Annotated in this window: 21 protein-coding genes and 1 riboswitch; of the genes, 9 read left to right on the top strand and 12 right to left on the bottom strand. The window is 66.1% G+C overall.

Annotated elements, in window-relative coordinates; translation table 11 throughout:
• Positions 1 to 132: 132 nt before the first annotated feature.
• A complete protein-coding gene (locus V3G39_17000; GenBank protein ID XAS76317.1) occupies positions 133 to 1,992 on the top strand; it encodes a potassium transporter Kup in 1,860 nt (619 codons plus the stop codon).
• A 1-nt stretch (position 1,993) separates the two neighbouring features.
• Here V3G39_17000 and V3G39_16995 read toward each other — a convergent pair whose 3' ends face one another.
• The 4 genes from V3G39_16995 to V3G39_16980 form a co-directional block, all read right to left on the bottom strand.
• On the bottom strand, positions 1,994 to 2,806 hold the full coding sequence (locus V3G39_16995) for a hypothetical protein (GenBank protein ID XAS76316.1): 813 nt from the start codon (positions 2,804 to 2,806) through the stop codon (positions 1,994 to 1,996).
• A 164-nt stretch (positions 2,807 to 2,970) separates the two neighbouring features.
• Positions 2,971 to 3,918 (bottom strand): hypothetical protein, encoded by a 948-nt coding sequence (locus V3G39_16990; protein XAS76315.1) that lies wholly within the window; start codon positions 3,916 to 3,918, stop codon positions 2,971 to 2,973.
• Positions 3,915 to 4,907, bottom strand: coding sequence for a hypothetical protein (locus V3G39_16985; protein ID XAS76314.1), 993 nt, complete (start codon positions 4,905 to 4,907; stop codon positions 3,915 to 3,917). Before V3G39_16985 ends, V3G39_16990 begins: the two co-directional genes overlap by 4 nt.
• Complete coding sequence (locus tag V3G39_16980) at positions 4,904 to 5,416, bottom strand: SigE family RNA polymerase sigma factor (GenBank protein XAS76313.1); 513 nt, start codon at positions 5,414 to 5,416, stop codon at positions 4,904 to 4,906. The genes V3G39_16985 and V3G39_16980 overlap by 4 nt, the downstream gene beginning before the upstream one ends.
• 74 nt (positions 5,417 to 5,490) lie before the next feature.
• Between V3G39_16980 and V3G39_16975 the strand changes: the two genes are divergently transcribed.
• From V3G39_16975 to V3G39_16965, 3 genes are all read left to right on the top strand, one after another.
• The gene (locus V3G39_16975) at positions 5,491 to 6,306 is read left to right on the top strand and encodes a DUF1028 domain-containing protein (GenBank protein XAS76312.1); all 816 of its coding nucleotides are present in this window, start codon (positions 5,491 to 5,493) and stop codon (positions 6,304 to 6,306) included.
• A 108-nt stretch (positions 6,307 to 6,414) separates the two neighbouring features.
• Positions 6,415 to 6,999, top strand: coding sequence for a PadR family transcriptional regulator (locus V3G39_16970; protein XAS76311.1), 585 nt, complete (start codon positions 6,415 to 6,417; stop codon positions 6,997 to 6,999).
• 26 nt (positions 7,000 to 7,025) lie between these two features.
• Positions 7,026 to 9,056: an NADPH-dependent 2,4-dienoyl-CoA reductase gene (locus V3G39_16965; protein ID XAS76310.1), complete on the top strand. Its 2,031-nt coding sequence runs from the start codon at positions 7,026 to 7,028 to the stop codon at positions 9,054 to 9,056.
• A gap of 9 nt (positions 9,057 to 9,065) precedes the next feature.
• On the opposite strand, the gene V3G39_16960 is transcribed toward V3G39_16965, so the two are convergent.
• The 4 genes from V3G39_16960 to V3G39_16945 all read right to left on the bottom strand — a co-directional run bounded on the left by V3G39_16960 (position 9,066) and on the right by V3G39_16945 (position 13,343).
• On the bottom strand, positions 9,066 to 9,371 hold the full coding sequence (locus tag V3G39_16960) for a WXG100 family type VII secretion target (protein ID XAS76309.1): 306 nt from the start codon (positions 9,369 to 9,371) through the stop codon (positions 9,066 to 9,068).
• Positions 9,372 to 9,537: 166 nt separating this feature from the next.
• The gene (locus V3G39_16955) at positions 9,538 to 11,079 is read right to left on the bottom strand and encodes a trypsin-like peptidase domain-containing protein (GenBank protein ID XAS76308.1); all 1,542 of its coding nucleotides are present in this window, start codon (positions 11,077 to 11,079) and stop codon (positions 9,538 to 9,540) included.
• A gap of 9 nt (positions 11,080 to 11,088) precedes the next feature.
• Positions 11,089 to 12,651, bottom strand: coding sequence for a HAMP domain-containing sensor histidine kinase (locus tag V3G39_16950; protein ID XAS76307.1), 1,563 nt, complete (start codon positions 12,649 to 12,651; stop codon positions 11,089 to 11,091).
• On the bottom strand, positions 12,648 to 13,343 hold the full coding sequence (locus V3G39_16945) for a response regulator transcription factor (GenBank protein ID XAS76306.1): 696 nt from the start codon (positions 13,341 to 13,343) through the stop codon (positions 12,648 to 12,650). The genes V3G39_16950 and V3G39_16945 overlap by 4 nt, the downstream gene beginning before the upstream one ends.
• Before the next feature lie 190 nt (positions 13,344 to 13,533).
• Here V3G39_16945 and V3G39_16940 point away from each other — a divergent pair, with 190 nt between their 5' ends.
• Positions 13,534 to 14,832, top strand: coding sequence for an MFS transporter (locus V3G39_16940; protein XAS76305.1), 1,299 nt, complete (start codon positions 13,534 to 13,536; stop codon positions 14,830 to 14,832).
• A gap of 93 nt (positions 14,833 to 14,925) precedes the next feature.
• On the opposite strand, the gene pepN is transcribed toward V3G39_16940, so the two are convergent.
• Positions 14,926 to 17,508: an aminopeptidase N gene (gene pepN / locus V3G39_16935; GenBank protein ID XAS76304.1), complete on the bottom strand. Its 2,583-nt coding sequence runs from the start codon at positions 17,506 to 17,508 to the stop codon at positions 14,926 to 14,928.
• 18 nt (positions 17,509 to 17,526) lie between these two features.
• On the bottom strand, positions 17,527 to 18,645 hold the full coding sequence (serC, locus tag V3G39_16930) for a phosphoserine transaminase (GenBank protein ID XAS76303.1): 1,119 nt from the start codon (positions 18,643 to 18,645) through the stop codon (positions 17,527 to 17,529).
• Between the two features lie 33 nt (positions 18,646 to 18,678).
• Between serC and pdxH the strand changes: the two genes are divergently transcribed.
• From pdxH to V3G39_16915, 3 genes are all read left to right on the top strand, one after another.
• Positions 18,679 to 19,365: a pyridoxamine 5'-phosphate oxidase gene (pdxH, locus tag V3G39_16925; GenBank protein ID XAS76302.1), complete on the top strand. Its 687-nt coding sequence runs from the start codon at positions 18,679 to 18,681 to the stop codon at positions 19,363 to 19,365.
• A 495-nt stretch (positions 19,366 to 19,860) separates the two neighbouring features.
• Positions 19,861 to 20,583, top strand: a complete 723-nt coding sequence (locus tag V3G39_16920; GenBank protein ID XAS76301.1) for a metal-dependent transcriptional regulator — start codon at positions 19,861 to 19,863, stop codon at positions 20,581 to 20,583.
• An 84-nt stretch (positions 20,584 to 20,667) separates the two neighbouring features.
• Positions 20,668 to 20,868: riboswitch (cyclic di-AMP (ydaO/yuaA leader) on the top strand.
• A 4-nt stretch (positions 20,869 to 20,872) separates the two neighbouring features.
• Complete coding sequence (locus V3G39_16915; GenBank protein XAS76300.1) at positions 20,873 to 21,712, top strand: NlpC/P60 family protein; 840 nt, start codon at positions 20,873 to 20,875, stop codon at positions 21,710 to 21,712.
• A 104-nt stretch (positions 21,713 to 21,816) separates the two neighbouring features.
• On the opposite strand, the gene V3G39_16910 is transcribed toward V3G39_16915, so the two are convergent.
• Entirely contained in the window at positions 21,817 to 22,047 is a 231-nt protein-coding gene (locus V3G39_16910; GenBank protein XAS76299.1) for a hypothetical protein, read from the bottom strand.
• A gap of 40 nt (positions 22,048 to 22,087) precedes the next feature.
• Here V3G39_16910 and V3G39_16905 point away from each other — a divergent pair, with 40 nt between their 5' ends.
• On the top strand, positions 22,088 to 22,975 hold the full coding sequence (locus tag V3G39_16905; protein ID XAS76298.1) for an FkbM family methyltransferase: 888 nt from the start codon (positions 22,088 to 22,090) through the stop codon (positions 22,973 to 22,975).
• Here the strand turns inward: V3G39_16905 and V3G39_16900 are convergent.
• A complete protein-coding gene (locus V3G39_16900) occupies positions 22,964 to 24,172 on the bottom strand; it encodes an ROK family transcriptional regulator (GenBank protein ID XAS76297.1) in 1,209 nt (402 codons plus the stop codon). The two genes, V3G39_16905 and V3G39_16900, sit on opposite strands and share 12 nt — an antisense overlap.
• Between the last annotated feature and the right edge of the window lie 2 nt (positions 24,173 to 24,174).

The following is a 24,174-nucleotide window of genomic DNA, read 5'->3' as shown; positions in this document are numbered from 1 at the left end:
AGGGGGTTATCAGCAAACGTGCAGCTTCGGAGTGGACAGTTCATCTGCGTGACACTCGACGTACCGTCCGATTCCCCTGAAGCGGAAGCGCCTTCGACTGCGTCGCCGGCTACAGCGCACCACACGGGTGGGATGGCTCTGGCTCTGGGTGCGCTCGGTGTCGTATTCGGCGATATCGGCACCAGCCCGCTCTACTCACTGCAGACGGTCTTCTCGATCGACAAAAACGCCGTCACGGCGAGTCGGGGCGACGTATTCGGGGTGATCTCACTGGTTTTCTGGTCGATCACCGTCGTGGTGTCGATCAAATATGTGGTGTTCATCCTGCGGGCCGACAACGACGGTGAAGGCGGGGTGATGGCGCTGGCAGCTCTGGCCCGGCGATATGTCCCCTCAGGCGGAAAACGCTTCAGCCTGGTGATGATCCTCGGAGTGCTCGGGGCCTCACTGTTCTACGGCGACAGCGTGATCACGCCGGCCATCTCGGTGCTCTCGGCGATAGAGGGGCTGGAGGTCACCACCCCGTCCCTGGCACACCTCGTGGTGCCGGTGGGCGCGGTCATCATCACCCTCCTCTTCCTCGCGCAGCGTTTCGGCACGCACGTGGTCGGCCGGCTGTTCGGTCCGATCATGGTGGTCTGGTTCGTGGCCCTGGGGCTGATGGGGTTGAGCAAGATCGTGGCTGAGCCGTCCATTGTGACGGGCTTGTCCCCGTCCTACGGAGTTATGTTCGTGGTCGACCATCCATACATCGCGTTCGTGGCGATGGGCGCGGTGGTGTTGACCATCACCGGCGCCGAGGCGTTGTACGCGGACATGGGCCACTTCGGACCGGTGCCTATTCGGCGGGCGTGGTTCTTCCTGGTATTTCCGTGCCTGACGCTCAACTACCTGGGTCAGGGCGCGCTCATTGTGCAGTCGCCGAAGAGCATCAGCAACCCGTTCTACATCATGGCGCCGAGCTGGGCGCAGATCCCGCTGGTGATCCTTGCGACGATGGCCACGGTGATTGCTTCCCAGGCCGTCATCTCCGGCGCGTACTCGGTCTCACGGCAGGCATCAAGGCTGGGTTACCTGCCTCGGATGACTGTGCGGCAGACCTCCCAGTCCAGTAGCGGTCAGATCTACATCCCGGCGATCAACTGGGCGTTGTACGTCGGGGTGATGCTGTTGCTGGTGCTCTTTCGGTCCTCGGCCAAACTGGCCACCGCGTACGGCCTGGCGGTTACCGGCACCTTCCTGATCACCACGACGCTGTTTCTCGTCTATGCCGACTCGGTGTGGAAGTGGCCGCGCTGGAAGATGCTGCTGGTCGGGATTGTCTTCGGGGTCCTCGAGCTCACCTACTTCGCCGCCAACCTCACAAAGGTCCTGCATGGCGGGTGGCTGCCCCTGCTCATCGCTCTGGCGATCTGCACGATCATGTTCACCTGGCGCAAGGGCAGTGCGATCGTCACAGAGCGCAGAGTCAAGCTCGAAGGACCGATGCAGCCGTTCCTGGACTGGTTGCACACCGACCCGGTCAGCCGGGTGCCCGGGACGGCGATCTTCCTGCACCCGGACCGGATGACCACGCCGTTGGCGTTCCGCGAGAACGCGAACTTCAACCACGTCATCCACGACAACGTCTTCATCGTCTCCACGGTGTCGGAGAACATTCCGCACGTTGCGCCGCAGGATCGGGTCAAATTCGATGACATGGGCGATGCGCACGACTCGATCAGTCACATCACCCTGCACTACGGTTTCCAGGACGACCAGAACGTCCCCGATGGGCTGCGGCTCGCCGCGGAACAAGGCGTTCCGATCGATCCGGACGAGGCCTACTACTACCTGTCCCGGATCACCGTGCACGCCACTGGTGACTCAGCAATGCCGCGCTGGCGCAAGCGACTGTTCCTGGGCATGGCCCACAATGCAGCTTCACCGGTCGACTACTTCCGCCTCCCGGTCGACCGCACCGTCGTGATGGGCTCGCAGGTCTCCTTCTAGGTCACGGCGTAGCGAGGTCATTCGAGCGCCACTGGTTGACGTGGCCATGGGCATCCGTCCACTGCATGCCAGCGTCACCGGCCTCGTTCGATGCGGAGGCGAGGACAGCGATCATGTACCGGGTGCCGGGTATCGCAGCCGCCTGGATACCGCTGTTCGCTGCACCTTGCGAACCGTCGACATTGAACTGCATGGTGATGTCGTGCGAGCCTGCAGGCAGCAGGGCTATGTCGGATCTGTGATCGCCAGGGCCACCCAGCCCGAAGAACATCGGCGGGGGCGATATCTTTTCCAGGCCCTCGATGCTCGCAACCCCGGAAGCCTCGGAGTAACCCACCAGTCTCGCGCTGGGGAACAGCACCACTCGGACACCGCCGGCGGTCGCAGCGTGCCCGCGTCCACCGGTGCTGGAGAAGTACTGGCCCGAGCTCGTGACCCAGTAGGCAGCGGGCTGCCGGGTGCGTGCGCCCTCGCCCATGGCGACGGCGACCACCTGCCCAGAGGGCAGCCTCGTGGACATCCGCACGTCGCCGATGGTTTCCCCTGCGTCCAGGACTGTTGCATCAACGGTGTCGCTGCCAGTCGGCGCGACCGTCAGGAAGCCCTTTCCGTCCTGCACGGTGGTGACTCCGCATCGGCCGCCGCCGACCACAGGAAGGTCGTGCGTGCTCGCATTCGACCGGACCGAGACGATGCCGGATGAGCTGATACTGACGGTATCGGTGTGATAGCCGCCCCCGTAAGTCCCCCACGGCGCCCCCTTCTTGCCGTCGGGGACGTCGGCTATCTGCCCATTCGTCGATGTCAACGTCACCGAGGGGGAGCGCGGTGATTGGGCGTGGACAGCCGCTGCGCAGGTCGCCGTCAATGGCCCAGGTCGGGTCACGGGGGACGGCCGCGGAGGCGAGCCGCACGCGGACGACAGTGTCACGACGGCGATCGCCAATGCGGTGACTCCCATCCGATGCGACGGGCGGATCAGTGCATGGACCATGTGCGCGCCTTTCCGATCTTGTCGATCCAGTTCATCACCAGCCCGAACGACCCGCCCGGCAGCGGGCCGACGGCCGCGACGTCGTACGACGTGCCAGGCACCCGTCGCACAACGACAGCACCCTGGCCTGTCGACGGTGTGCCACTCGGCGGGTTCAGTTGCATCGACACGGCGTGCGCACCGGCCGGAAGGAGCGCGACGTAGGTGGCGAGAGTTTCACTGGTGGAAACCTCGGCGATCGACGGCATCCGTCCGATCGGGTTGAGGGAGAAGGTGCCCGGCGGTGCGGTCATCGACACCAGCTGCGATTTCGCGAAGACCACGACGGTAACCCCGTCGATACTCAATACCTGACCTTGCTCGCCGTCGCCGGCAAGGAACTGGCCAGCTGCGGTACTCCAGAAGACACGCGGGCGCTTGGGTGCAGCGCCGAACCTATCTGCGGCCAAGACAGTCATACCAGACACCAGCGTGACCGGTTGAGAAGCGCCGCCAACCTGCGTCGAACCGTCCATCAGCTGTGTCTGGACAGCGTCCGGTGCGGTAGGCGCCAAGGTGATGGTGTCCTGGCCGTCGCGGAAGGTGGCGATGCCGCAGGCACCGCCCCCGGTCACTGGGAGGTCAACGGTGCTTCCGGCCCGGCGCAGCGACAAGGTGCCGTCGCTTTTCTGGGATGCCAGGTCGGTATGTGAGTGTTGCAATGTCGTGCCATCGGCCTGGGTCGCGGGGGGTGCGTCGTTGTCGGGCAGATAGAGGACCAGTCCGTTGGCTGGATGGCTTAGATACAAGCTCGATCGGGTAGCGGCGCTGTTAGACAGTGCCGGGCAGGTCGAGGAAAGGGCGCCGGGTTGAGTTGGCGGGGGCGACCCGCATCCCGCCAGTCCAGTGCCGATCACGGTGAGGGCGATCAGCGCCGCAGCACGGCTGGTCACGAGAAGCTCTTGGTGTGCCGCCCGGTTGAGTCGGTCCACGTGATGCTCCCGACGATGGCAGTGTGATCGCCGGGGGTCGGCGGCGAGGTCACATACACGACGTCGTATGGCGAAGTGCCCAGTGGTTTGATCTGCAACGGATTCAACCTCTGGCCGGCCCGCGCCTGCACGCTGACCGCACGTGCTCCGCGAGGTACTGCGGCGGCGAAGAAGGAGCTTGACTTGCCGCCCGTGAGCTGTCCGCCTCCTAGATAGCTGTTCGATGGCGGTTCCTGCTTCGAAGTACCGCCATCGCTCGCGGCGAATCCGTAGACATTCAGCTTCGGGAACCAGTAGACCCGGGCGTCGGTAAAGGACGCAACCTGGCCGCGTTCACCAGTGGAGGAGAAATAGTCGGCCCCGACATTCCACAGAACGGCCTGGGGCGTCGCCGGCTTTTCGGTGACGAATACAGCAACGGTGTGGCCTGTCGACAGCCGCATTCCCGAGCTTGTGACGCCCCCACCGTTGTTGTCGGTGGTTTTGAACACAACCATTGCGTCCTGGGTTATCCGTGGGAGCGGGGCGAGCACCACCACGTGCTGACCATCGCGGAAGGCGGCGATCCCACCGGGTAGGGCGCCGGTTCTCGGCAATGGTGTGGTGCCTGGAGCGTTGGTGCGGACTGTCAGTTCGCCCGCTGCGCTGCGGCTGACGATGTACTCGCTGAAGCGCTGTTCGCCCACCTTCGAATCCTTGAACAAGGCGCCGAGTGGGCCGCTCGTGCCGTATTGCGCGGGCACGGTGCTGGACTGATGATTCGCCAACTGGGTGGTGCCGACAGTCGCACCGATGACGAGCGCGGCAGCCAGTCCGAAGGCTCCCACAGTGGCGCGTCGGCGCCGAACCGAGCGCTGGGCTCCGGCGATCACGGCGCTCGGGTCGATGCCCATGTCCGGCGCCGGTGCCTCCCGCAGCATGGTTTCGATGTCGTTGTCGTAGGCGTTCATGAGCGGCTCTCCTCGTGTTCGGTCGGGGCGGCTATCGCGGCGCGCATGGTGGCCAGACCTCGGGACGCACTGCTCTTTACGGTGCCAGTGCTGATCCCCAGCAGCTCAGCGACATCGTGCTCGGACATGTCGGCGTAGTGCCGGAGGACGACGACCTGACGTTCGCGCGCCGGTAGCAACCGCAGCAGCCGGATGACCTGGTCGCGGTCCTCCACGCCGGATTCGCGGGCGTCCGAGGCGTCGCGTAATTCGCCGTCGTTGGTCAGCGACTCCTTGCGGGTGCGCCGCCACCGGTCGGTATTGAGGTTGACCAGCACCCGGCGCGTATAGGCCAGTGGTTGGCCGCCCTTGTTCACCCGTACCCATTTGGGATAGACGCGTTCGAAGGATTCCTGCACCATTTCCTCTGCGCGATGGGCGTCACCGCACAACAACCAGGCCGTGTGCAACAGCCCGGGTGACGAGACGCGCACGAACGCCACGAACTCATCGGTGTCAGTCGGCTTCATCGCCCACTCCTTGTCGGTCTCCTGCATTGTCTACGCAGCAGACGCGGGGAAGGTTGAGTCAGTAGCGTCATCCCATGACTTTCTCCATCGTCGGCCGCGATTCCTCGACCGGTGACCTCGGTGTCGCGGTCGCCTCCAAGTTCCTCGGTGTCGGAGCGGCAGTACCCGCCGCCCGGCTCGGGCTGGGCGCGATAGCGACCCAGTCGTTCGCCAATACGCTCTACAAACGCGACGGTCTCGCTGCGCTCGCGGACGGACTAGACGCCGACGCGACGCTGGCCCGGCTGCTGGCCGCAGATGAACTACGCGAAGAGCGCCAGGTCGGCGTGGTCGACGCCGCCGGTGGCGGTGCGACCTTCACCGGTGCGTCCTGCATGCAGTGGGCGGGCGGCATCACCGGCCCGGACGTCGCGATCCAGGGCAACATCCTGGTCGGCCCCCAGGTGGTCGACGCCATGCACACCGCCTGGACAGCTGCTGCAGACGCGTCGTTGGCACGGCGGCTGTACGCCGCACTGGTGGCGGGGGACCGCGCCGGTGGAGATCGGCGCGGGCGTCAGTCCTCGGCGCTCTACGTGGTGTCCGAAGTCGGCGGGTACACCCCCGGCGACGATGTCGCCTACGACCTGCGGGTGGACGATCACACCGATCCGGTCGGCGAACTCGGCCGGTTGCTCGATATCCACGATGTGCTCTTCAAGGCGCCGAGCACGGAGGATCTGCTGCCGTTACAGGGCGATCTTGCATGGGAGGTGCGGCAGCGACTACAAGCCGCCGGGTACAAAGATCTTGACGGTTTCGCGGGGGTGGAGAACTTGGAGCTGCGGTTGCGCGACGGGTGGATCGACAAGACAGTGCTGCGGATGCTGCGCTCGCAAACGGAACGCTGAGCGACGAGCGAGCCTCTGCCGCCCACTCGCCGGTCGAGCGTCGGGTTACTGGGGAGGGGGACCCGGGACGTCTTGACTATGCACTGAGGTGCATATGAAACTACGTGCATGGCCCTCGATCATGCGATTCTCACGTCGCTGGCCGAACGTGCCGCAAGCGGGTACGACCTGACGCGTCGCTTCGATGCCTCGATCGGCTTCTTCTGGACCGCCACCCATCAGCAGATCTACCGGGTGCTGGCACGTCTGGAAGCTGCCCAGTCGGTGTACGGCACCGTTGAGCAGGGTCATGGTCGACCCGATCGCAAGGTCTACGACCTGACGCCGCAGGGCCGCGCCGAACTGGCTGCGTGGACGGCGACCCCGAGCCGGCGTGAGCCGCTGCGCAGCGACCTGGCGGTCAAGGTGCGTGCCCTGCCGTTCGGGGATGCGACTGCCATTTACGCGGATATCGGCCAGCAACGCACCGAGCATCAGCAGCGGTTGACGCGCTACGAAGCCGATCTGGCAGCGAACTTCTGCAACCTGGCAGCCATCCCCGATCGGCAACTACCCGTCTACCTCGTGCTGCGCGGTGGTATCCGTCAAGAGCGCAGCTACGTGGACTGGTGCGACGAGATGTTGACCGTACTCACCGAGCGCATACCCGCGCTGTCCACGATTGAAGATGCTGACCGCGACCGAAAATGCTGACAGAACCTGAGGAAAGAAGAACACCGATGTCCTACGACAGACTGCTCGCCCCGATCACGATCGGTGACGTCACGCTGCCTAACCGGGTCGTGATGGGCTCGATGCACACCGGGATGGAGGATCGCTCCAGGCACTTCGGCGAGCTCGCGGAGTACTTTGCCGAGCGCGCGCGCGGTGGCACCGGCCTGCTGATCACCGGCGGTTTCGCGCCCGACAAGACCGGTTGGTTGCTACCGGCAGGCTCGGAGCTCTCATCCTCGCGGGCGGCCGACAAGCACAAGGTCATCACCGAGGCAGTACATGAGGCCGGCGGCCGGATCGCGATGCAGATCTTGCACGCCGGTCGTTACGGCTACCACCCCTTCGTGAAGTCGGCGAGCGCAGTGAAGAGCCCGATCAGCAAGTTCGCGCCACGCGCTATGTCCGGAAAGGACGTCGAGCGCACCATCAGCCACTTCGCGAAGGCAGCGCGGCTGGCAATGCAGGCGGGCTACGACGGCATCGAGATCATGGGTTCGGAGGGTTACCTCATCAACCAGTTCCTCGCGGCACGCACCAACGAGCGCACCGATCAGTGGGGTGGCAGCGCGAGCAATCGGATGCGTTTCCCCGAGCAGGTCGTCCGTCGGGTGCGCGAATCGGTAGGAGCCGGCTTCCTGCTGATCTACCGGCAGTCATTGCTGGATCTGCTGCCGGATGGGCAGGACTGGGAGGAGACAGTCGAGCTCGCAGGGCGCATCGAAGCTGCCGGCGCCTCGGTCATCAATACCGGGATCGGCTGGCATGAGGCCCGGATCCCCACCATCGTCACCTCCGTGCCGCGTGCGGCCTTCGCCTCCGTCACGGGCCAGCTGCGCGAGCACGTCGGGATACCAGTGATGGCGTCCAACCGGATCAACACCCCAGAAGTGGCCGAGCAGATCCTGGCCGACGGCCACGCCGACCTGATCTCGATGGCTCGCCCGTTGCTGGCCGATCCTGAGTTCGTCAACAAGGCCCGGGAAGGGCGCGGCGATGAGATCAACACCTGTATCGCGTGCAACCAGGCCTGTCTGGACCACACGTTCGCCAACAAGCGGGCCAGTTGCCTGGTCAACCCCCGCGCCGGGCACGAGACCACGTTGCGGTTGATCCCCGTCGGCCCGCACGCGGCGCAGCAGGTCGCGGTCGTCGGTGCCGGACCGGCCGGGCTCGCTGCCGCAGTCGCGAGTGCGGAGCGCGGGCACCAGGTCACAGTATTCGAGCAGCAGGACGAGATCGGTGGCCAGTTCCGGTACGCGATGAGGATTCCCGGTAAGGAGGAGTTCGCCGAGACGCTGCGCTACTACACGCGTCGGATGGAGGTACTCGGTGTGCAGCTGCGTACCGGCATCCGGGTGGACGAAAGTCACCTTGCGGGGTTCGATCACACCATCGTCGCTACCGGGGTCAAGCCCCGTCGGCCCTCGATCCCGGGCATCGAACACCTCACCGTCGTGATGTACGACGACCTGTTGAGTGGGCGCGCTACCGCCGGCCCCAGGGTCGCGGTGATCGGCGCCGGCGGGATCGGCTTCGACGTGAGTGAATTCCTGCTGCACGAGAGCGGAGAGTCGCTGAAGCATTGGAAATCGCGCTGGGGAGTGCTCGACCCGCAGGAAGCGCGAGGTGGCGTGGGACCCAAGAGCGGGGACGAGCCGCTTCGCACCGTCTACCTGCTGCAGCGTAAGCCGGCACCGCTGGGCAAAGGCCTGGGTAAGACCACCGGCTGGGTGCATCGCCAGACGCTTAAGGACAGCGGAGTGACGTTCATCGGCGGCGCCACCTACGACCTGATCGACGACGACGGCCTACACGTCACCGTCCGCTCCGGCGACGACACTGACAGCGAGGGCCGGTCCGAGCAGCTGTTGCTGGAGGTCGACACGATCGTCATCGCCGCCGGTCAGGAGTCTGTGTGCGATCTGGCCGATGCCCAGGACCCGAAACGTCATCTGATCGGTGGGGCAGACGTGGCCGCCGAAGTGGATGCCAAACGAGCGATACGGCAGGCGACCGAGGTGGCGGCCACGCTTTGATTCAGTGCACTATGGCCGAAAAACGGCTGTGACCTGTTGCTCGACAGAGGAGTAGGCGCTGCTTGCTCGGGCGAGGGAGGAACTGATGTCCTCCAGCGCGATCCGTACCCTCTCCTGGGCGACCTCCCACTCGTGGTGCAGTTGGACATACTGACCTGCGGCCGCACCTTTCCACGAGCCCTGTAGCGACTCCAGTTTGACGCGCATCGTGTTCATCGAGTCGTGGATCTGTTCGGCGATCATTGTCACGTCAGTGCTGTGCTGCGTGAGCTGGCCGCTGTCGACGGCGAATGCGCCGCTGTTGCCTGCAGTCATTGCTTCTCCTGGGAAAATATCGGGTGGAAATCTGTCGGGCCGCCCGGTTGGCTGACCCGTTGTCACCGCACGCTACGGTGCAGCGACCGTGGTCCCAGAAGTTATCCACAGGCAGCAGAACGGGGCCCGACCGGATCCCGGTCGAGCCCCGTTCTGCTGAACAGCGTTAGTTGCTCGGCGCTTTGCCGAGCGTGACGGTGACGTCCTGCTTGTTGCCGTTGCGAATCACTGTCAGCTTCACTTTGTCTCCCACGTTGCGTGCACGCACGAATCCGACGAGCGAATCGCTCCCGGCGACAGATTGTCCGTCGACATCGATGATGAAGTCGCCGACCTTGAGGCCGGCGCGGCTGGCGGCGCTGGCGGACTTAACCGATTTGACCTGCGCTGCGGCCTGCGTGGCGCCGTCCACCTTGGCGATGGCGGTACCGGCCGTGACGCCGAGCTGAGCGTGGACTGCCTTGCCGCTCTTGAGGAGCTGGCCGGTGATGTTGTTGACAACCTCGACCGGGATGGCGAAACCGATGCCGATATTGCCCGACTGCGTGGTCTGCGAACTCTGACCCAGAGTCGCGATCGAGGAGTTGATCCCGATCAATTTACCGCTGGCGCTCACCAGTGCACCGCCGGAGTTGCCCGGGTTGATGGCAGCACTGGTCTGGATGGCATTGGTGACTACCGGATCGGCGGCCTGACCTGCCTGTGCTTCAGATGTGGTGACCGGGCGGTTGAGAGCGCTGATGATTCCCGTCGTGACGGTACCGGACAGACCGAGCGGATTTCCGACCGCCATTACGGGCTGTCCCACGACGAGTGATTTGCTACTGCCGAACGGCATGGCCGTCAGGTCGCTGGGCGCGTTCGTAATTTTGATCACGGCCAGGTCGGTGCTGGGGTCGGTGCCCACGATCTTGGCGGAGTAGGTCTTGTTGTTGCTCAGAGTGACCTGCACCGAGCCGGATGATTTCGCCGCGGCGACGACGTGGTTGTTGGTCACGATGTCTCCGGACTTGTCCAGCACCACACCGGACCCCTGGTCGCCACTGTTGCCCACCCTGACGGTGATCGAGACGACGGACGGGCTGACCTTTGACGCGACGCTGGTCCAGTTGACGGCATTGTTGTTCTGGTAATCGGAGGGGTTGATCTTGACACTCGGGCTGCCCGTGCCGCCCGACGCGCTGTCGGGGTTGTTGGTCAGGGCATACGTTGTGCCGGACGCGAGCGCGGCGGCGAGGATGGCGGCGATCGGCACCGCGAACCACACGCCTCGGGACCGGCGCCTGGTGGTGCCGGACGGGGTCGGTGGGGTGGTCATCGGGTTGGATGAACCGTTCGAGGGTTGTCCGAATGCGCCCTGCTGCGACGACTGTCCGGGAGCGCCGTAGGGGTTCTGCCCGTAGGGCGAGGGCCGGTTCTGACTCTGCTGGCCGTACGGACCAGGCTGACCATGCCCCTGACCCTGCTGGTTCTGCTGCCCATAGGGGCTCTGTTGGCCCTGCTGCCCCTGCTGACTCCGTTGGCCGTAGGGGGAGGACTGACCCTGCTGGTTTGGCTGGTTTGGCTGGTTCTGCTGACCCTGGGCTCCGTACTGGCCATAGGTCGGCTGCTGCGCAGGGATGGGTTGGGTGCTGGACGGGTCGGTGTGCGGACGGTCACCATCCGCCGACGGTCCCTGCGGTTGGTCGGGGGACTGGTCCTGCGACATTAAAACTCCTCATTCGGCATGAATCTGATCTGCGGTCCAGTTTGCGACAGAAATCTTGTTCGAACCTTCGCGCTTCTTGTGGGGCCGCTGTGCGATTGACGGTATCCCGATGGTGAAGGTCGCACCCCCTCTGGCGGTCCGGGTGAGCGCCACGGTGCCCTGATGCGAGGTGATGATGGCCGAGACGATGGCCAGCCCGAGCCCGCTGCCACCGTGCGCGCTGTTGCGAGCGGCGTCCGCCCGGTAGAACCGCTCGAAGACCCGTTCGCTCAGAGCTGCCTCCACACCCGGCCCGTGATCGCGCACGATGACGTGTGCAGTCTCATCCGCGTCCTTCTGATAACCCACCAGTACCTCGATCGGCGTATCGGAGGGGGTGTACCGCAGGGCGTTGGTCAGCAGGTTCGTCAGGACCTGGCGCAGTGCTGCGTCATCGCCGGACACCATGGTCGCCTGCAGCGGGCCGTGCAGGCTGAGTATCCGAATTGTGCGATGCGGCGCGCGCGCCCGGGCATCCTGCACCGCATCCGCCGCGAGGACGGTCAGGTCGACCGCCGTGAACGGGCGGCCGGCTTCGCCCGGTCCGAATTCGGGCGTATCCAGTCGGGTCAGCAACAGCAGCTCATCAACCATCATTCCCAGCCGGGTTGCCTCGTCCTCGATGCGGCGCATCGCTGCAGCGACGTCTTTCGCGCCGGTCACGGCACCCATCCGGTACAGCTCGGCGTAGCCGCGTACGGACGCCAGCGGCGTGCGCAGCTCGTGGGACGCGTCGGCCACGAAACGCCGCATCCGCTCCTCGGATGCCTGCCGGGCTGCGAACGAGACTTCGATGCGCCCGAGCATCAGGTTCAGTGAGTGGGCCAGGCTGGCAACCTCGTCACGCGTCTGATGCACCGGGATGCGTTGGGTGAGGTCGCCGGCGGCGATCCGGCGGGCCGTGCTCTGAATATTGGTGAGGGGGCGCAGGGTCCGGCGCACGGCGTACCAACCCAGCACCGCGAAAGCGAGCAGCACGATCAGACCGGCGAGCGCCACGATGGCTGCGAGTCGGTCGACCGTCGCATGCAGACTGTCCTGTGAGGCCGCCACGGCGTAAGGAACGGCGACCCCGTCAACGACGGTGGTGCCCGCCACGACCCGCCACGAACTGTTGGAGTTGACGGAACCAACGGTGAACGGCTTGCCATCGCGTACCTGCGGCGACGTCGGACTCAGGGTGGGGAACAGCGGTTGGCTGGTACCGCTGCGGAAATAGTCCTGCGGCGTGTCGGTGGTCCACTGCAGCCGGACCACATACCCGTTGCGGGTGATCGAGGGCGACGGCGCAGGAGATCCGGGCTGTTGGTGACGTGCTACCGACGCGGCGACCAACTGCCCGGAGGTCACCTGAAGTTCGACGTCCTCCTGGCGTTGCAGGAAGCCGCGCAACTCGTAGGTGGCAGCGGTTCCGGTGACCAGAAGGCCGACCATCAGCATCGCGACCAGCAAGGCGGACAGCCGCAGCCGCAACGGCAGCTCGTGCAGCTCGCGTAGACCGCGACGCCAGATCGAGTTGCGGTGTGAACTCACTCGCGAGGAGCGCGCAGCACGTAACCGATTCCGCGTTTGGTGTGGATCAGCGGCACCGCGTCGACGTCGACCTTGCGACGCAGGTAGGAGATGTAGCTCTCAACGATGCCCGGCTCGCCGCGGAAGTCGTAGTCCCACACGTGGTCGATGATCTGAGATTTAGACAACACCCGGCCATTGTTCAGCATCAGGTACCGCAGCAGTTTGAATTCGGTGGGGGAGACCTCGATCACCCTCCCGGCGCGGGTGACTTCGTGGGAGTCGTCGTCCAACTCCAGGTCACCGACGACCAGGGCGGGGCTCTCGCGCTGATCGAGCCTGGTGCGGCGCAGTACCGCGCGGATCCGGGCCACCACCTCTTCGAGGCTGAAAGGTTTGGTGACGTAGTCGTCACCGCCGACCGTGAGGCCCTTGACCTTGTCCTCGGTCGCGTCGCGCGCGGTCAGGAAGACGATGGGCATCTGCTGGCCGTGATCACGCAGCTTGCGGGTGACACTGAAGCCGTCGATGTCCGGGAGCATGACGTCCAGCACGGCCAGATCGACCTGCTGGGTCGTCGCGACCTCCACCGCTTCGGCGCCGTTCGAGGCCGAGAACACCTCAAATCCCGCGAATCGTAAGCTCGTGCAGAGCAATTCGCGGATATTCAGCTCATCTTCGGCGATCAGGAGGCGGGCTTCGGCTGTGGTCATGAGTGCAGTATTCGCGCCATCCCTGGAGGTTAGCTGGGAACTGTCCAGTTACGGGCTGGGCAGCACAAGGAATAGTCAACCAATATAATTGGTTTGCCATGCTGATGACACGTCTCTGCCCCGAAACCGCGTACCCGCGCCGAGTCTGTAGTGCTCGTCGCGCAGGCGTCCGCGGTATCGCAGTGGCGCGATGAGTCCCACGTTCGCCTCGTTGCGATACCGCAACTACCGCATCTACGCTGCCGGAGCCCTGGTCTCCAATGTCGGTACCTGGATGGGCCGGGTTGCCCAGGACTGGCTGGTCCTGACCCAGCTCACCGACCATGACTCGACCTCGCTCGGCATCGTGACGGCGTTGCAGTTCGCGCCGGTCGTACTGCTGGCGCCGATCGCGGGCGCCGTGAGCGACCGTTTCTCCAAGCGCACGGTTCTGCTCGCGACCCAGACGGCTCTCGCGGTGACCTCCGCGGTGCTGGCGGTTTTGGTTCTCAGCTCGGTCGTCAGCCTCTGGCAGGTCTACCTGATTGCCGCGGCGCAGGGTGTCGCAACAGCGTTCGACAACCCCACGCGCCAGGCGTTCGTGTCCGAGATGGTCCCCCGGGAGCGCCTCGCCAACGCCGTGGGCCTGAACAGTGCGTCGTTCAACGGTGCGCGGTTGATCGGTCCCGGCGTGGCCGGCCTGTTGATTGCCGCGGTGGGCACCGGTTGGACGTTGGCGGTCAACACGGTCTCCTTTGTGGCTGTCCTGATCGCGCTGAGTCTGCTGAGCGCCGCAGAGTTGCGGCCCGCACCTCGCAGCGCGGGGAAGGGGCGTATCCGCGAGGGTGTGGCCTATGTCCGAGAGCGCCCCGACATCATGCTGATCATGTTCATGGTCTTCATGCTCGGTACCTTCGGAATGAACTTCCAGTTGACCATCGCTCTCATGTCCACCGCCCAGTTCCATCAGGGCGCGACTGCCTACGGTGCGCTGGGGTCGATCATGGCGGTCGGTTCGCTGGCTGCGGCGTTGATGTCGGCGCGGCGCCCGCGGCCTCGGCTACGGGTGCTGCTGATCGCAATGACGGGCTTCACTGTCGCTGCGACCGCAGCTGCACTGGCCCCGAACTTCTGGCTCTTCGGTCTTTTCCTCATCCCCACCGGGTTGTGCGCGCTGACCGTGCTCACCACGGCCAACGCGACGGTGCAGCTGGCTGTCTCACCGGAGATGCGCGGGCGGGTGATGTCGCTCTATATGGCGATCTTCCTGGGCGGCACGCCGATCGGCGCGCCGATCATCGGGTGGATCGGGTCCGCCTGGGGACCCCGGTGGACCATCCTGGTCGGCAGCATCGCGACCGGGCTGACGGTGATCGGTGCCATGGTGTACCTGATGCGACATGAACAGCTCCGTCTACGGATCGAACGCCAGCCGCTCTCCCGCCTGCCACAGATCCAGGTCAGTTCGCGTCAGGCTGCCCGCGAGGTACTGCCTGAGCGGGTGGCGTGATGTCGCCGCGGTTCCGGCGGTGGATCGTGCTTGCTGCGCTCGCCGTCTTCATCGGTATCGCAGTGGTGGCCGCAATCGTGCGTTGATGGCGGGTTACGACGCGTCGAACGCGCGCACCCGCAGGATCCGTTCGGCGTCGTCGAGACCTTCGATCACTCCGCGTCGCAGTGCAGCAGGGGCAGCGGTGTGCTGGTCCAGCCAGTCGCGCGCCGCCACGATGACCCGGTCGGTGTCAAGAGTGCTGCCGGTCTCGGGCGCCGGAAAGAGGCCCGTCACGAATCGCATGGCCATCGACTGGGACTGCGTTGCCCACAGCTGCTCGAGGATCTCGAAGTAGCGAGGTGCGAAAGCGGCTGCCAGCCCGCCGCTCGCAGGTTGCCGGAAGCCGACGATGAGCGCCCGCTGACCGTCGTTGGTCAGGTGGATGTCGCTGACGCCGGTGAGGATGTCCCACGACGTCGCCTTGGCCTGCTGGGTCGGCAGGCTCGCGACCGCCCGCTCGTACGCCCGGCGACCGCTCATCGTGAAGTCGGCGCTCAGATCGGATTCGAGCCCGGCAACAGTGCGCGACCCGGTGGCGGCCAGCGCCGTGATGAGTTCCCAGCGCAACTCGGGGTCGGCCGGCAGGTCGGTCGCCGGGCCCGACCCGGTCGCGGTCGGATCGAGGAAGGGCTGGATCAGCGGGGCCGCAGTCGCGGTCATCGCGCCGAACGACGCCAGCGCCCCGGCCCAGATCATCGCCTCGTCGCCATCGGTCTCACCGATCCGAGAGTGCGCCAGGCGACTAAGACGGCCGGCATGGTGCTCCTGCCGCTCGCCGGTGAGGTAGCCCGCCACCGCGGTCCGGGCCATCGACAGCACTGCATCCACCAGCAACGGATCGCGCTCGCTCGGTAGCTGGGAGTGGACCGTGTCCAGGAACTCTTCGGCGCCCAGCTGGGCATCGCGGGTGTGGTTCCACAGCGCCGACCAGAGCAGCGCCCGGGCCAGCTGTGACTGCATCGTGGACACCGAGCGCTGCGCAGACTGCCGGGAAGCCAGGTCCAGTCGGACGATGGCGTAGGTCGCGTCATCGTCGTTCGGCAGGACCAGATCGGGGGCGGTGCCGGCCAGGTCGAGAGTGGCCTCGTCGGTGATCTCGACCGGCACGCGGGACAGCTGCGTCAGCACACCGTCGCGGTCGGCGTACAGGCCGACTCCGAAGACATGGGTGCGCAGATCCTCGGGCGCTGAGCCCGCGGGCATCGTCTGGCGCAACGTGAGGGTGGTACGCGAGTCACGCTCGGCGACCGTGACATTGAGTTGTGAGGGGCCGCTGGTGCGCAACCAGGTATCTGCCCAGTTGCCCAGGTCCCGACCGCTCGCGGCGGCGAGCGGGGCCAGGAAGTCAGCCAGCTCGGTCGAGCCCCACGCGTGGGCCGCGAAATAGCCGCGCACGCCCTCGTCGAATGCCTCACGACCGACGTACGCCTGCAGTTGCCGCAGCGCCGCGGCGCCCTTGGAGTAGGTGATGCCGTCGAAGTTCTGCGCGGCGGCCTCGATGTCGGGGATATCGGCCGCGATCGGGTGGGTGGTCGGTCGTTGGTCCTGGGTGTAGGCCCACTGCTTGCGGCCGATGGCGAACATCGTCAGCCCCGAGGTGTAGCGGGTGGCTTCGGTGCTGGCCTGGTAACCCATCAGGTCCGCAAAGGACTCCTTCAGCCACAGCCCGTCCCACCACCGCATCGTCGCCAGGTCGCCGAACCACATGTGTGCCATCTCGTGCAGGATCACTTCGGACCGGCTGGTCAGGTCTGCGATCGTGGCGGTTCCGCGGTGCAGGTAACTCTCGGTGAAGGTCACCAGTCCGGGATTCTCCATGGCGCCGATGTTGTACTCCGGCACGAAGATCTGGTCGTACTTGCCCCAGGGGTAGGGGAATGCGAAGAGGTCATCGAAGTAGGACAGGCCCTGTCGGGTGACGGTGAAGATGTCCTCCGCGTCCAGGTGCGGCGCCATCGACGCGCGGCACAGCACCCCGAGCGCAACGGTGAGCCGGCGCCCGTCGGCCCGCTGCACGGACCATTCGTCGGTAGCGAGGTGATACGGGCCAGCCGCAATCGCCGTGATGTAGGACGACTGCGGGGGAGTGGGTGCGAAAACAACTTCGGCCAGCCCGTCGTATTCGCGGCGGGATACCTCGGGCTGCCCCGAGCGGATCAGCCAACCGGCGTCCGCGATGACGGTGAAGGTGAAGTGCGCCTTGAGGTCCGGTTGTTCGAAGACCGCGAACATCCTTCTGCTCTCGGTGGGTTCGAAGTGGGTGTAGAGGTAGGTCGCGTCGTCGCTCGGGTCGGTGAACCGATGCAGCCCTTCGCCGGTGCGGCTGTAGAGCGGGCGGGCGTGCACGACCAGTTCGTTGTCGGGCGCGAGTCCGGGCAGCGGCAGGCGCGCGCCGTCGTACCCGCTCACGTCCAGCGCGGCCCCGTTCAGCGTTGCCGCCACCAGGTCCTGCGCCACGATGTCGATCCAGCTGGTGACGGTGCTCGCGGCGAACCGTACGGTGCTGATCGAGTCAAAGGTGGCCTGCTCAGGGTCCCCAGCGTTACGCAGGTCCAGCCGGACGGTGTAGTCCAGCACGCGTAGTTCGGTGCTACGGCGGGCGCATTCGTCCCGGGTCAGGTTGAGATCAGGCATGAGGCGACCTTTCGTGGGTCAGGCGAGGCGTTCGACGACGTAGTCGATGCAGGCGGTCAGGGCACTGACGTCGTCGGGATCGACGGAGGGGTACATCCCGATCCGCAGCTGGTTCCGCTTCAGGGCGCGGTAGGGCTCGGTGTCCAGCACCCCGTTGGCGCGCAGCGTCGAGGCCAGCAGGGTGGCGTCGATGGACTCCTCGAAGTCGATGGTGGCAACCACGGCCGAACGCGCGGCCGGGTCGGACACGAACGGCGCGGCAAACGGCCGCGCCTGGACCCAGTCGTAGAGCCGGGTGCTGCTCTGCGCGCTGCGGGATACCCCGAAGTCCAGACCGCCGCCCGCTATCAACCACCGCAGCTGGGACGCCATCAACGCGAGGGTCGCGATAGCGGGGGTGTTGTACGTCTGGTCCAGTCGCGAGTTGGTCACTGCGGTCTGCAGATTCAAACTCGGCGGGATCCACCGCCCCGACGCCGCGACAGCCGCGGTCCGCTGCAGCGCTGCCGGTGACATCGCAGCGAACCACAGGCCGCCGTCGGAGGCGAAGGACTTCTGCGGGGCGAAGTAGTAGACGTCGGCCTCTGCCAGGTCTACGGGCAGTCCGCCCGCGCCAGAGGTGGCATCGACCAGGGACAGCGCGCCTGCGTCGGCGTCGGCCACTCGGCGCACGGGCTGCATGGCGCCTGTGGAGGTTTCGTTCTGCGCGTAGGCGTAGCTGTCCGCACCCGGTACCGCGACCAGCGGGGTGACCTCGCCAGGGGCGGATCGGCTCACGGCGGGCTCGTCCAGAAACGGGGCGGCAGCGACGGCGGCGGCGAACTTGGAGCTGAATTCGCCGCACACCCCATGCGCCGAGAATCGCTCGATGAGCGAGAAGGTCGCGACGTCCCAGAAGAGCGTCGACCCGCCGTTACCGAGCACGATCTCGTAGCCGTCCGGCGCGCTGAGGAAGTCGCTCAGCAGTTGCCGCACCTCGCGGACAAGTGCGCGGACCGGCTCCTGCCGATGCGAGGTGCCGATGACGTTGCTGCCGATTTCTTGCAGAACCTGCAGTTGATCGGGACGAACCTTGCTCGGCCCCGACCCGAAACGTCCGTCGGCGGGCAGCAGGTCCGCGGGAATCACGATGGTCACGGGCTAGAGTCTGCCAGCGCCTAACCTGGCTGGATGAGCGACGTCACCAGATGGGACTACGACGGGCACGGACTGGAAGACGGTCAGGTGCCGGACGCGCCCTGGCCGATCATCACCGAATGGGTGCGGCAGGCACGCGAGGCCGCGGCCGACGACGACGCGCCAGGTGTGCAGGAGCCGGACGCTATCAGCGTGGCCACCGTGAACGCTGACGGGTCGCCGACGGTCCGTACCGTGTTGATGCGCTACCTCACCCCGGGCGGCCCGGGTTTCTACACCAATCTCACATCGCGTAAGGGCAGCGATATTGCCGCTGATCCGCGTATCGCGGCAAGCTTGACCTGGCCCGCGCTCTACCATTCGATTCGCTTCACCGGACGCGCCGAACAACTACCGCGCGACGTGGTCACGCAGTACTTCCAGTCGCGACCGTGGGGTTCGCGGATCAGTGCCTGGGCATCGCGCCAGAGTGCCCCCCTGACCGGTCGCAGCGAACTGGAGCAGGTCGAGCGTGAGTATGCGCAGCGCTACCCGGACAACGGTCGCGCGGATGACGTACCGCTGCCGTCGTTCTGGGGTGGCTACCTGATCCGTGCCGAGACGGTGGAGTTCTGGGTTGGGCAGCGCAGTCGGCTGCATGACCGGGTGCTCTTCCAGTGTTCCGGTGACGGGCCGCTGGATGACCCCAGCTGTTGGACGAACGAGCGGTTGCAGCCCTGACACGAGGGTCTGCCACTCGCGTCTTCGGGGCGTGAAACAGCCCGTGGGCTCCGGCCTGGTGGCCGGCACGCGATGGACGGGTCGCGCCCCACGGGCTGCGGTGGTGCGTGGTATTCACCGCGCTGTCCGCTGACTGACGGGCTGCGCTAGTGCGCAACCACCTCACGCGTCCTTGTTGAATGCACTCTGGGACCACCTCCTTTTCTCGTGTACCCAGCACGATAATTCCAGTTCTGCCACAGCGCAACGGGTTTGTCGAAGAGGGCTGAGGGAGGAGGGAGGTCGCCGACCGGGGGAGGAAGGCGACCTCCCGAGCATGGCGCTAAGCCCGCTCGTCATGGGGAAGAACCCCAGGACCCTCATTCAACAGTCGGTGTTCAGGGGGGTGACCACCGACTGTCATCTGTGCAAACGTGCAACCCGCCCCGATCATTCCCGTCCGGTGTTGAGCACGCGATCGGCCCGCCCATCCGCGATCGATGGGAAACTATGGTGGTGACTGACCTGATCGACACCACCGAGATGTACCTGCGCACGATCTTCGACCTCGAGGAGGAGGGGATCGTTCCGTTGCGGGCACGCATTGCCGAGCGCCTGGGTCATTCCGGGCCCACGGTGTCCCAGACGGTGGCGCGGATGGAACGCGACGGTCTGTTGACCCTCGCCGGGGACCGGCACCTTGAATTCACCGAGCACGGTCGCGGTATCGCGACGCGGGTGATGCGCAAACACCGGCTGGCGGAGCGGCTGCTGGTCGACGTGATCGGTCTGGAGCTGGAATACGTCCACGAAGAGGCGTGCAGGTGGGAGCACGTGATGAGCGAGCGGGTCGAGCGCAAGATCCTCGACATGCTGCCGGAACACACGTTGTCCCCGTACGGGAACCCGATCCCCGGACTGGCCGAGCTCGGTTCGACCAGTCCGGTGCAGAACTTCCGGGACGGCGTCGTGCCGTTGACGGACGTCGTGTCGGCGCAGCCCGCGAACCTGGTTGTTCGCCGCATCGGCGAGCCCGCCCAGGCAGATCAGTCGACGCTCGAAGTTCTGACTGCTGCGGGGATTCGCCCGGGCGCTTCGATCATTGCCCACACCGCTGACGGACGCGTCCTGGCGCAGGTGCCGGACGGGCCGGAGGGGGTCTCGCTGCCGCGCGAGATTGCCAGCCACGTCTTCGTCGCGGTCGGGCCCGCAGACTCCCAGGACACCGACCCCTCATAGGTTCTGCACAGGCTCCCGTGACCCGTTTGTGACCATCTGTGGATCTGTTGTATCTTTTCCAACGGATCTCAGCCTGAGGTCCCCCGAGCAGCACCGCCGAGTCCTGCCAGCAGCCCGGGAATGCACAAACCGCAAGGCAGGAGCGGGGGAACCACCCTCGGTCGCCGCACCACGGGCGACCTCGGGGCAAAGTTACGAGCAGCCGCATACGGGGTATCGACTGCTACGAACCGGGTAACCTCCACCCGAGCCCGACAGCTCACCTCGTAGGCGCCGAGAGGTTTCTCCAATGTCGTTTTTGCAACCCCGTGGGCGCCACCGCGCTCCGAACAAGTTGGCGTCCTCGGTCAACTCCACCGCGCGCGTGTCCGCAGCAGTAGCTGTGGGTGGCGGCCTGGTGGCCTCAGCCGTCTTCTCCCAGTCCGCGCAGGCTGCCGTCGCACCCGCGCAGGTCGCCGCGACGCCGGCCCAGTCGTCGCTGACCCTGGTGCAGTTCACCGGTCGGCACTTTGCCGAGGTGGTGTCCGCGCCCGTCGCAGCTCCCCGAATTCGTAATGCAGTAGCAGCGGAGACCCAGCTGTCGGCAATCGTCGCCCGTACGTACGTGGCTCCGAAGCCCGCGCCGGCTCCCTTGACCTCGCGATCCGCCACCCGTCCGCCGGTCGCACCTTCCGGCGCCGCATCCACTCGGGTCGGTGGCACGCAGAACGGTGGCGGCCAAGGCAGTTCCACCACGCCTGTCTCCCCGCCTGTCTCCACCCCGCCCGTTTCCACCCCGGTCACCAACGTTCCGGCAGCAACCGGTGGCGTCATTGCGATCGCAGAGCGCTACCTGGGCGTTCCGTATGTCTGGGGCGGCACCACGCCCAGTGGTTTCGACTGCTCCGGGTTCACCAGCTACGTGTTCCGGCAGGTCGGCATCAACCTGCCGCGCACGGCTGCCGCGCAGCAGTCCGCGCTTACCCCGGTCAGCAACCCGCAGCCGGGTGACCTCGTGTTCTTCGGTTCACCGGCCTATCACGTAGGCATCTACCTCGGTAACGGCATGGAGATCGCGGCTCCCAAGCCGGGCGACCACGTCAAGATCCAGCCCATCTACGGCACCCCCTCGGGATACGCCCGCCCCTGACGGTCAACTCTTGAAAATGCGCCGCTGACCGACCCGGTCAGCGGCGCATTTTTGATGACCGGTGTGCCGACGCAAGAGACCGGCACGGCCGGTGTCAGTGCACCTCAATCGCGAGCATTCGGACCGTCGCCGGGATGTTTCATGGCGTCCTGCTCAGCGAAGCTGAACCCCCGCATGACCGGCGCGCCCTTCCCGCCGCTGGCCGCAGAATCTGTGGCGTATCCGGTATCGCCTGCTTCGTCGTGGTCGGCCATCAACCGTTCTGCGGGTGCATCGGTGCTGTGGTCGGCTCGGTCTTCTGGTGCGGCGTCCTGCGGTTCGGTGTCCATACTCATGGTTTCAGTATGTCCGTCGGCGGGTGCCTAGTCTGGGCCGGTGACAACGCCACCGAAATCCGCCACGACTGCTCTGCTGCACGACCCGGACCTGCCGGTGCAGATCGTGGATGTGGGCGCCAACCCGATCGACGGCACACCCCCGTACGCCCCGCTGCTGGAGTCCGGCATCGGCCGGGTTACCGGCTTCGAACCTCAACCGGCGGCGTTCGCGCAGCTGACCGCAACAACCGATGAGCGGCACCGGTATCTGCCGTATGCCGTCGGCGACGGATCCACCCAGGTACTGCGGCTGTGCGCAGAGTCCGGGTTCACCAGCACCCTCGAGCCGGATCACGGACAGCTGGCACTGCTGACCGACTTCCCCGCGATGGCAGCCGTCCTCGACCGGATCGAGGTGCCGACCGTGCGCCTGGACGACATCGAGGAGATCGAGCGGATGGATCTGCTCAAGATCGACATCCAGGGTGGGGAGCTGGAGGTGTTCCGCCATGGTCGGGCGCGGCTGGCCGCAGCCGTTGCCGTGCACACCGAAGTCGGCTTCCACCGTCTGTACGAGGGGCAGCCGACTTTCGCAGATATCGACCTGGAGCTGCGCGGGCAGGGTTTCGTCCCGCACCGGTTCGTGAACACCAAGACGTGGCCGCTGGCCCCCGTTCAATGGGCGGACCCGATGCAGCAGGCGGCCCATCACCTGGTCGAGGCCGATGTCCTGTACGTCCGTGACCTGGCCCACCTGGACCGGCTCAGTGACCTGCAGTTGCGACAACTGGCCCTGGTCTGCGAGGTGGCCTACGGGTCGTACGGTGTGGCGCTGGCATGCGTGCAGCAGCTCGTTCGTCGGTCCGTATTGGCGACCGACGCCGAGCAGACCTACCGAGCGGACGTACTCGAGCGGGTCGGGTCCCGGACGCGGTCAGCTGGGTAGTTCCTGCGCCGGAATTCCGCGCGTCACGATCTCACCACTGAGCAGACTCGTGAAGGCCAACTCTGCGGCCCCCACCAGCGTCGGTTCGGCGAGCAGGCCACGGGTCAGCTTGACCGGGCGCGTCGTGTCAGCGACGGCCGCGTGGCTGATGCCGTCGCGGACGATGTCGCCGCTGTGGGTCAGGACGTCAGCGAGATGGCCGGTCAGGACCACCATCTGTGGGTCCAACAGGTTCATCAGATCGCACAGCCCACGTGCCAGGTGACGTGCCGCACCGTCCAATGCCCGCAGCGCGGCCGGGTTGCGTTGCGTTGCAGCCTGGAACAGCTGGGGCAGGGCGAGCACGTGCAGCCCCTCGGCGGCGGCTGCATCCAGTATCGCCTGCGTGCCGAGGTACTGCTCGAGGCAGCCACGACGACCGCAATGGCACGGGGGACCCTGCGGATCGATGCACAGGTGCCCGATCTCTCCCGCGTACCCCCGCGAACCGCGAAGCGGTAGCCCTGCTGAAACGATGCCGCTGCCGACCCCGACCCTGCCGATCACGCACACCAGATCGTCGTGCCCGGTGGCGACGCCGCGCTGATGCTCAGCGAGCGCGGCCAGGTCGCCGTCGTTGCCGCATCGGACCGGCACGTCGAACGCGTTCGCCAGCAGCACTCCGAACGGGACACTGCGCCAGCCCAGGTTGGGCGCATTCAGCACCAGGCCGTCGGCCGCCCGAACGACTCCCGGCACCCCGACCCCCACGCCGATACACCGGGCGCCCGAGATCTCCTGCGCTATGGACGCGGCCGCTCGCACCAGCTGCTGCACCACCTCGGTCGGACGCGCTGAGCGGTCCTGATGTTTCCAGGATCGCTGCGAGATCTGGTCCCCACCCAGCCCGAACGCCGCGACCCGCACCGAGCGCACGTCGATATCCACGGCCAGCCCGTAGACCGCCCGCCGCGACGCGACCACGGTGTACGACGGCCGGCCGGCGCCGGACGTCGTGGGTGTCTTGCGGTTCTGGGTCACGATGCCCTGGTCCGCCAGTTCCGAGACCAGCGCGGCAATGGTGCTGCGATTCAGTCCGGTCGCCTCGACCAGTTCGCTACGGGTCAACTCACCTTGTCGGTGCAGTAACCGCAGGAGCAGGCCGAGGTTGTGTTCTCGGATTTGCTCAGGACGAGCGGCATCGTCGCGAGCAACCACCC

Source organism: Dermatophilaceae bacterium Sec6.4 (assembly GCA_039636865.1).
Classification (GTDB): Bacteria; Actinomycetota; Actinomycetes; order Actinomycetales; family Dermatophilaceae; genus Allobranchiibius.
Note: the sequence above shows the minus strand (reverse complement) of the source record. Positions and strands in the feature narration are given on the sequence as shown.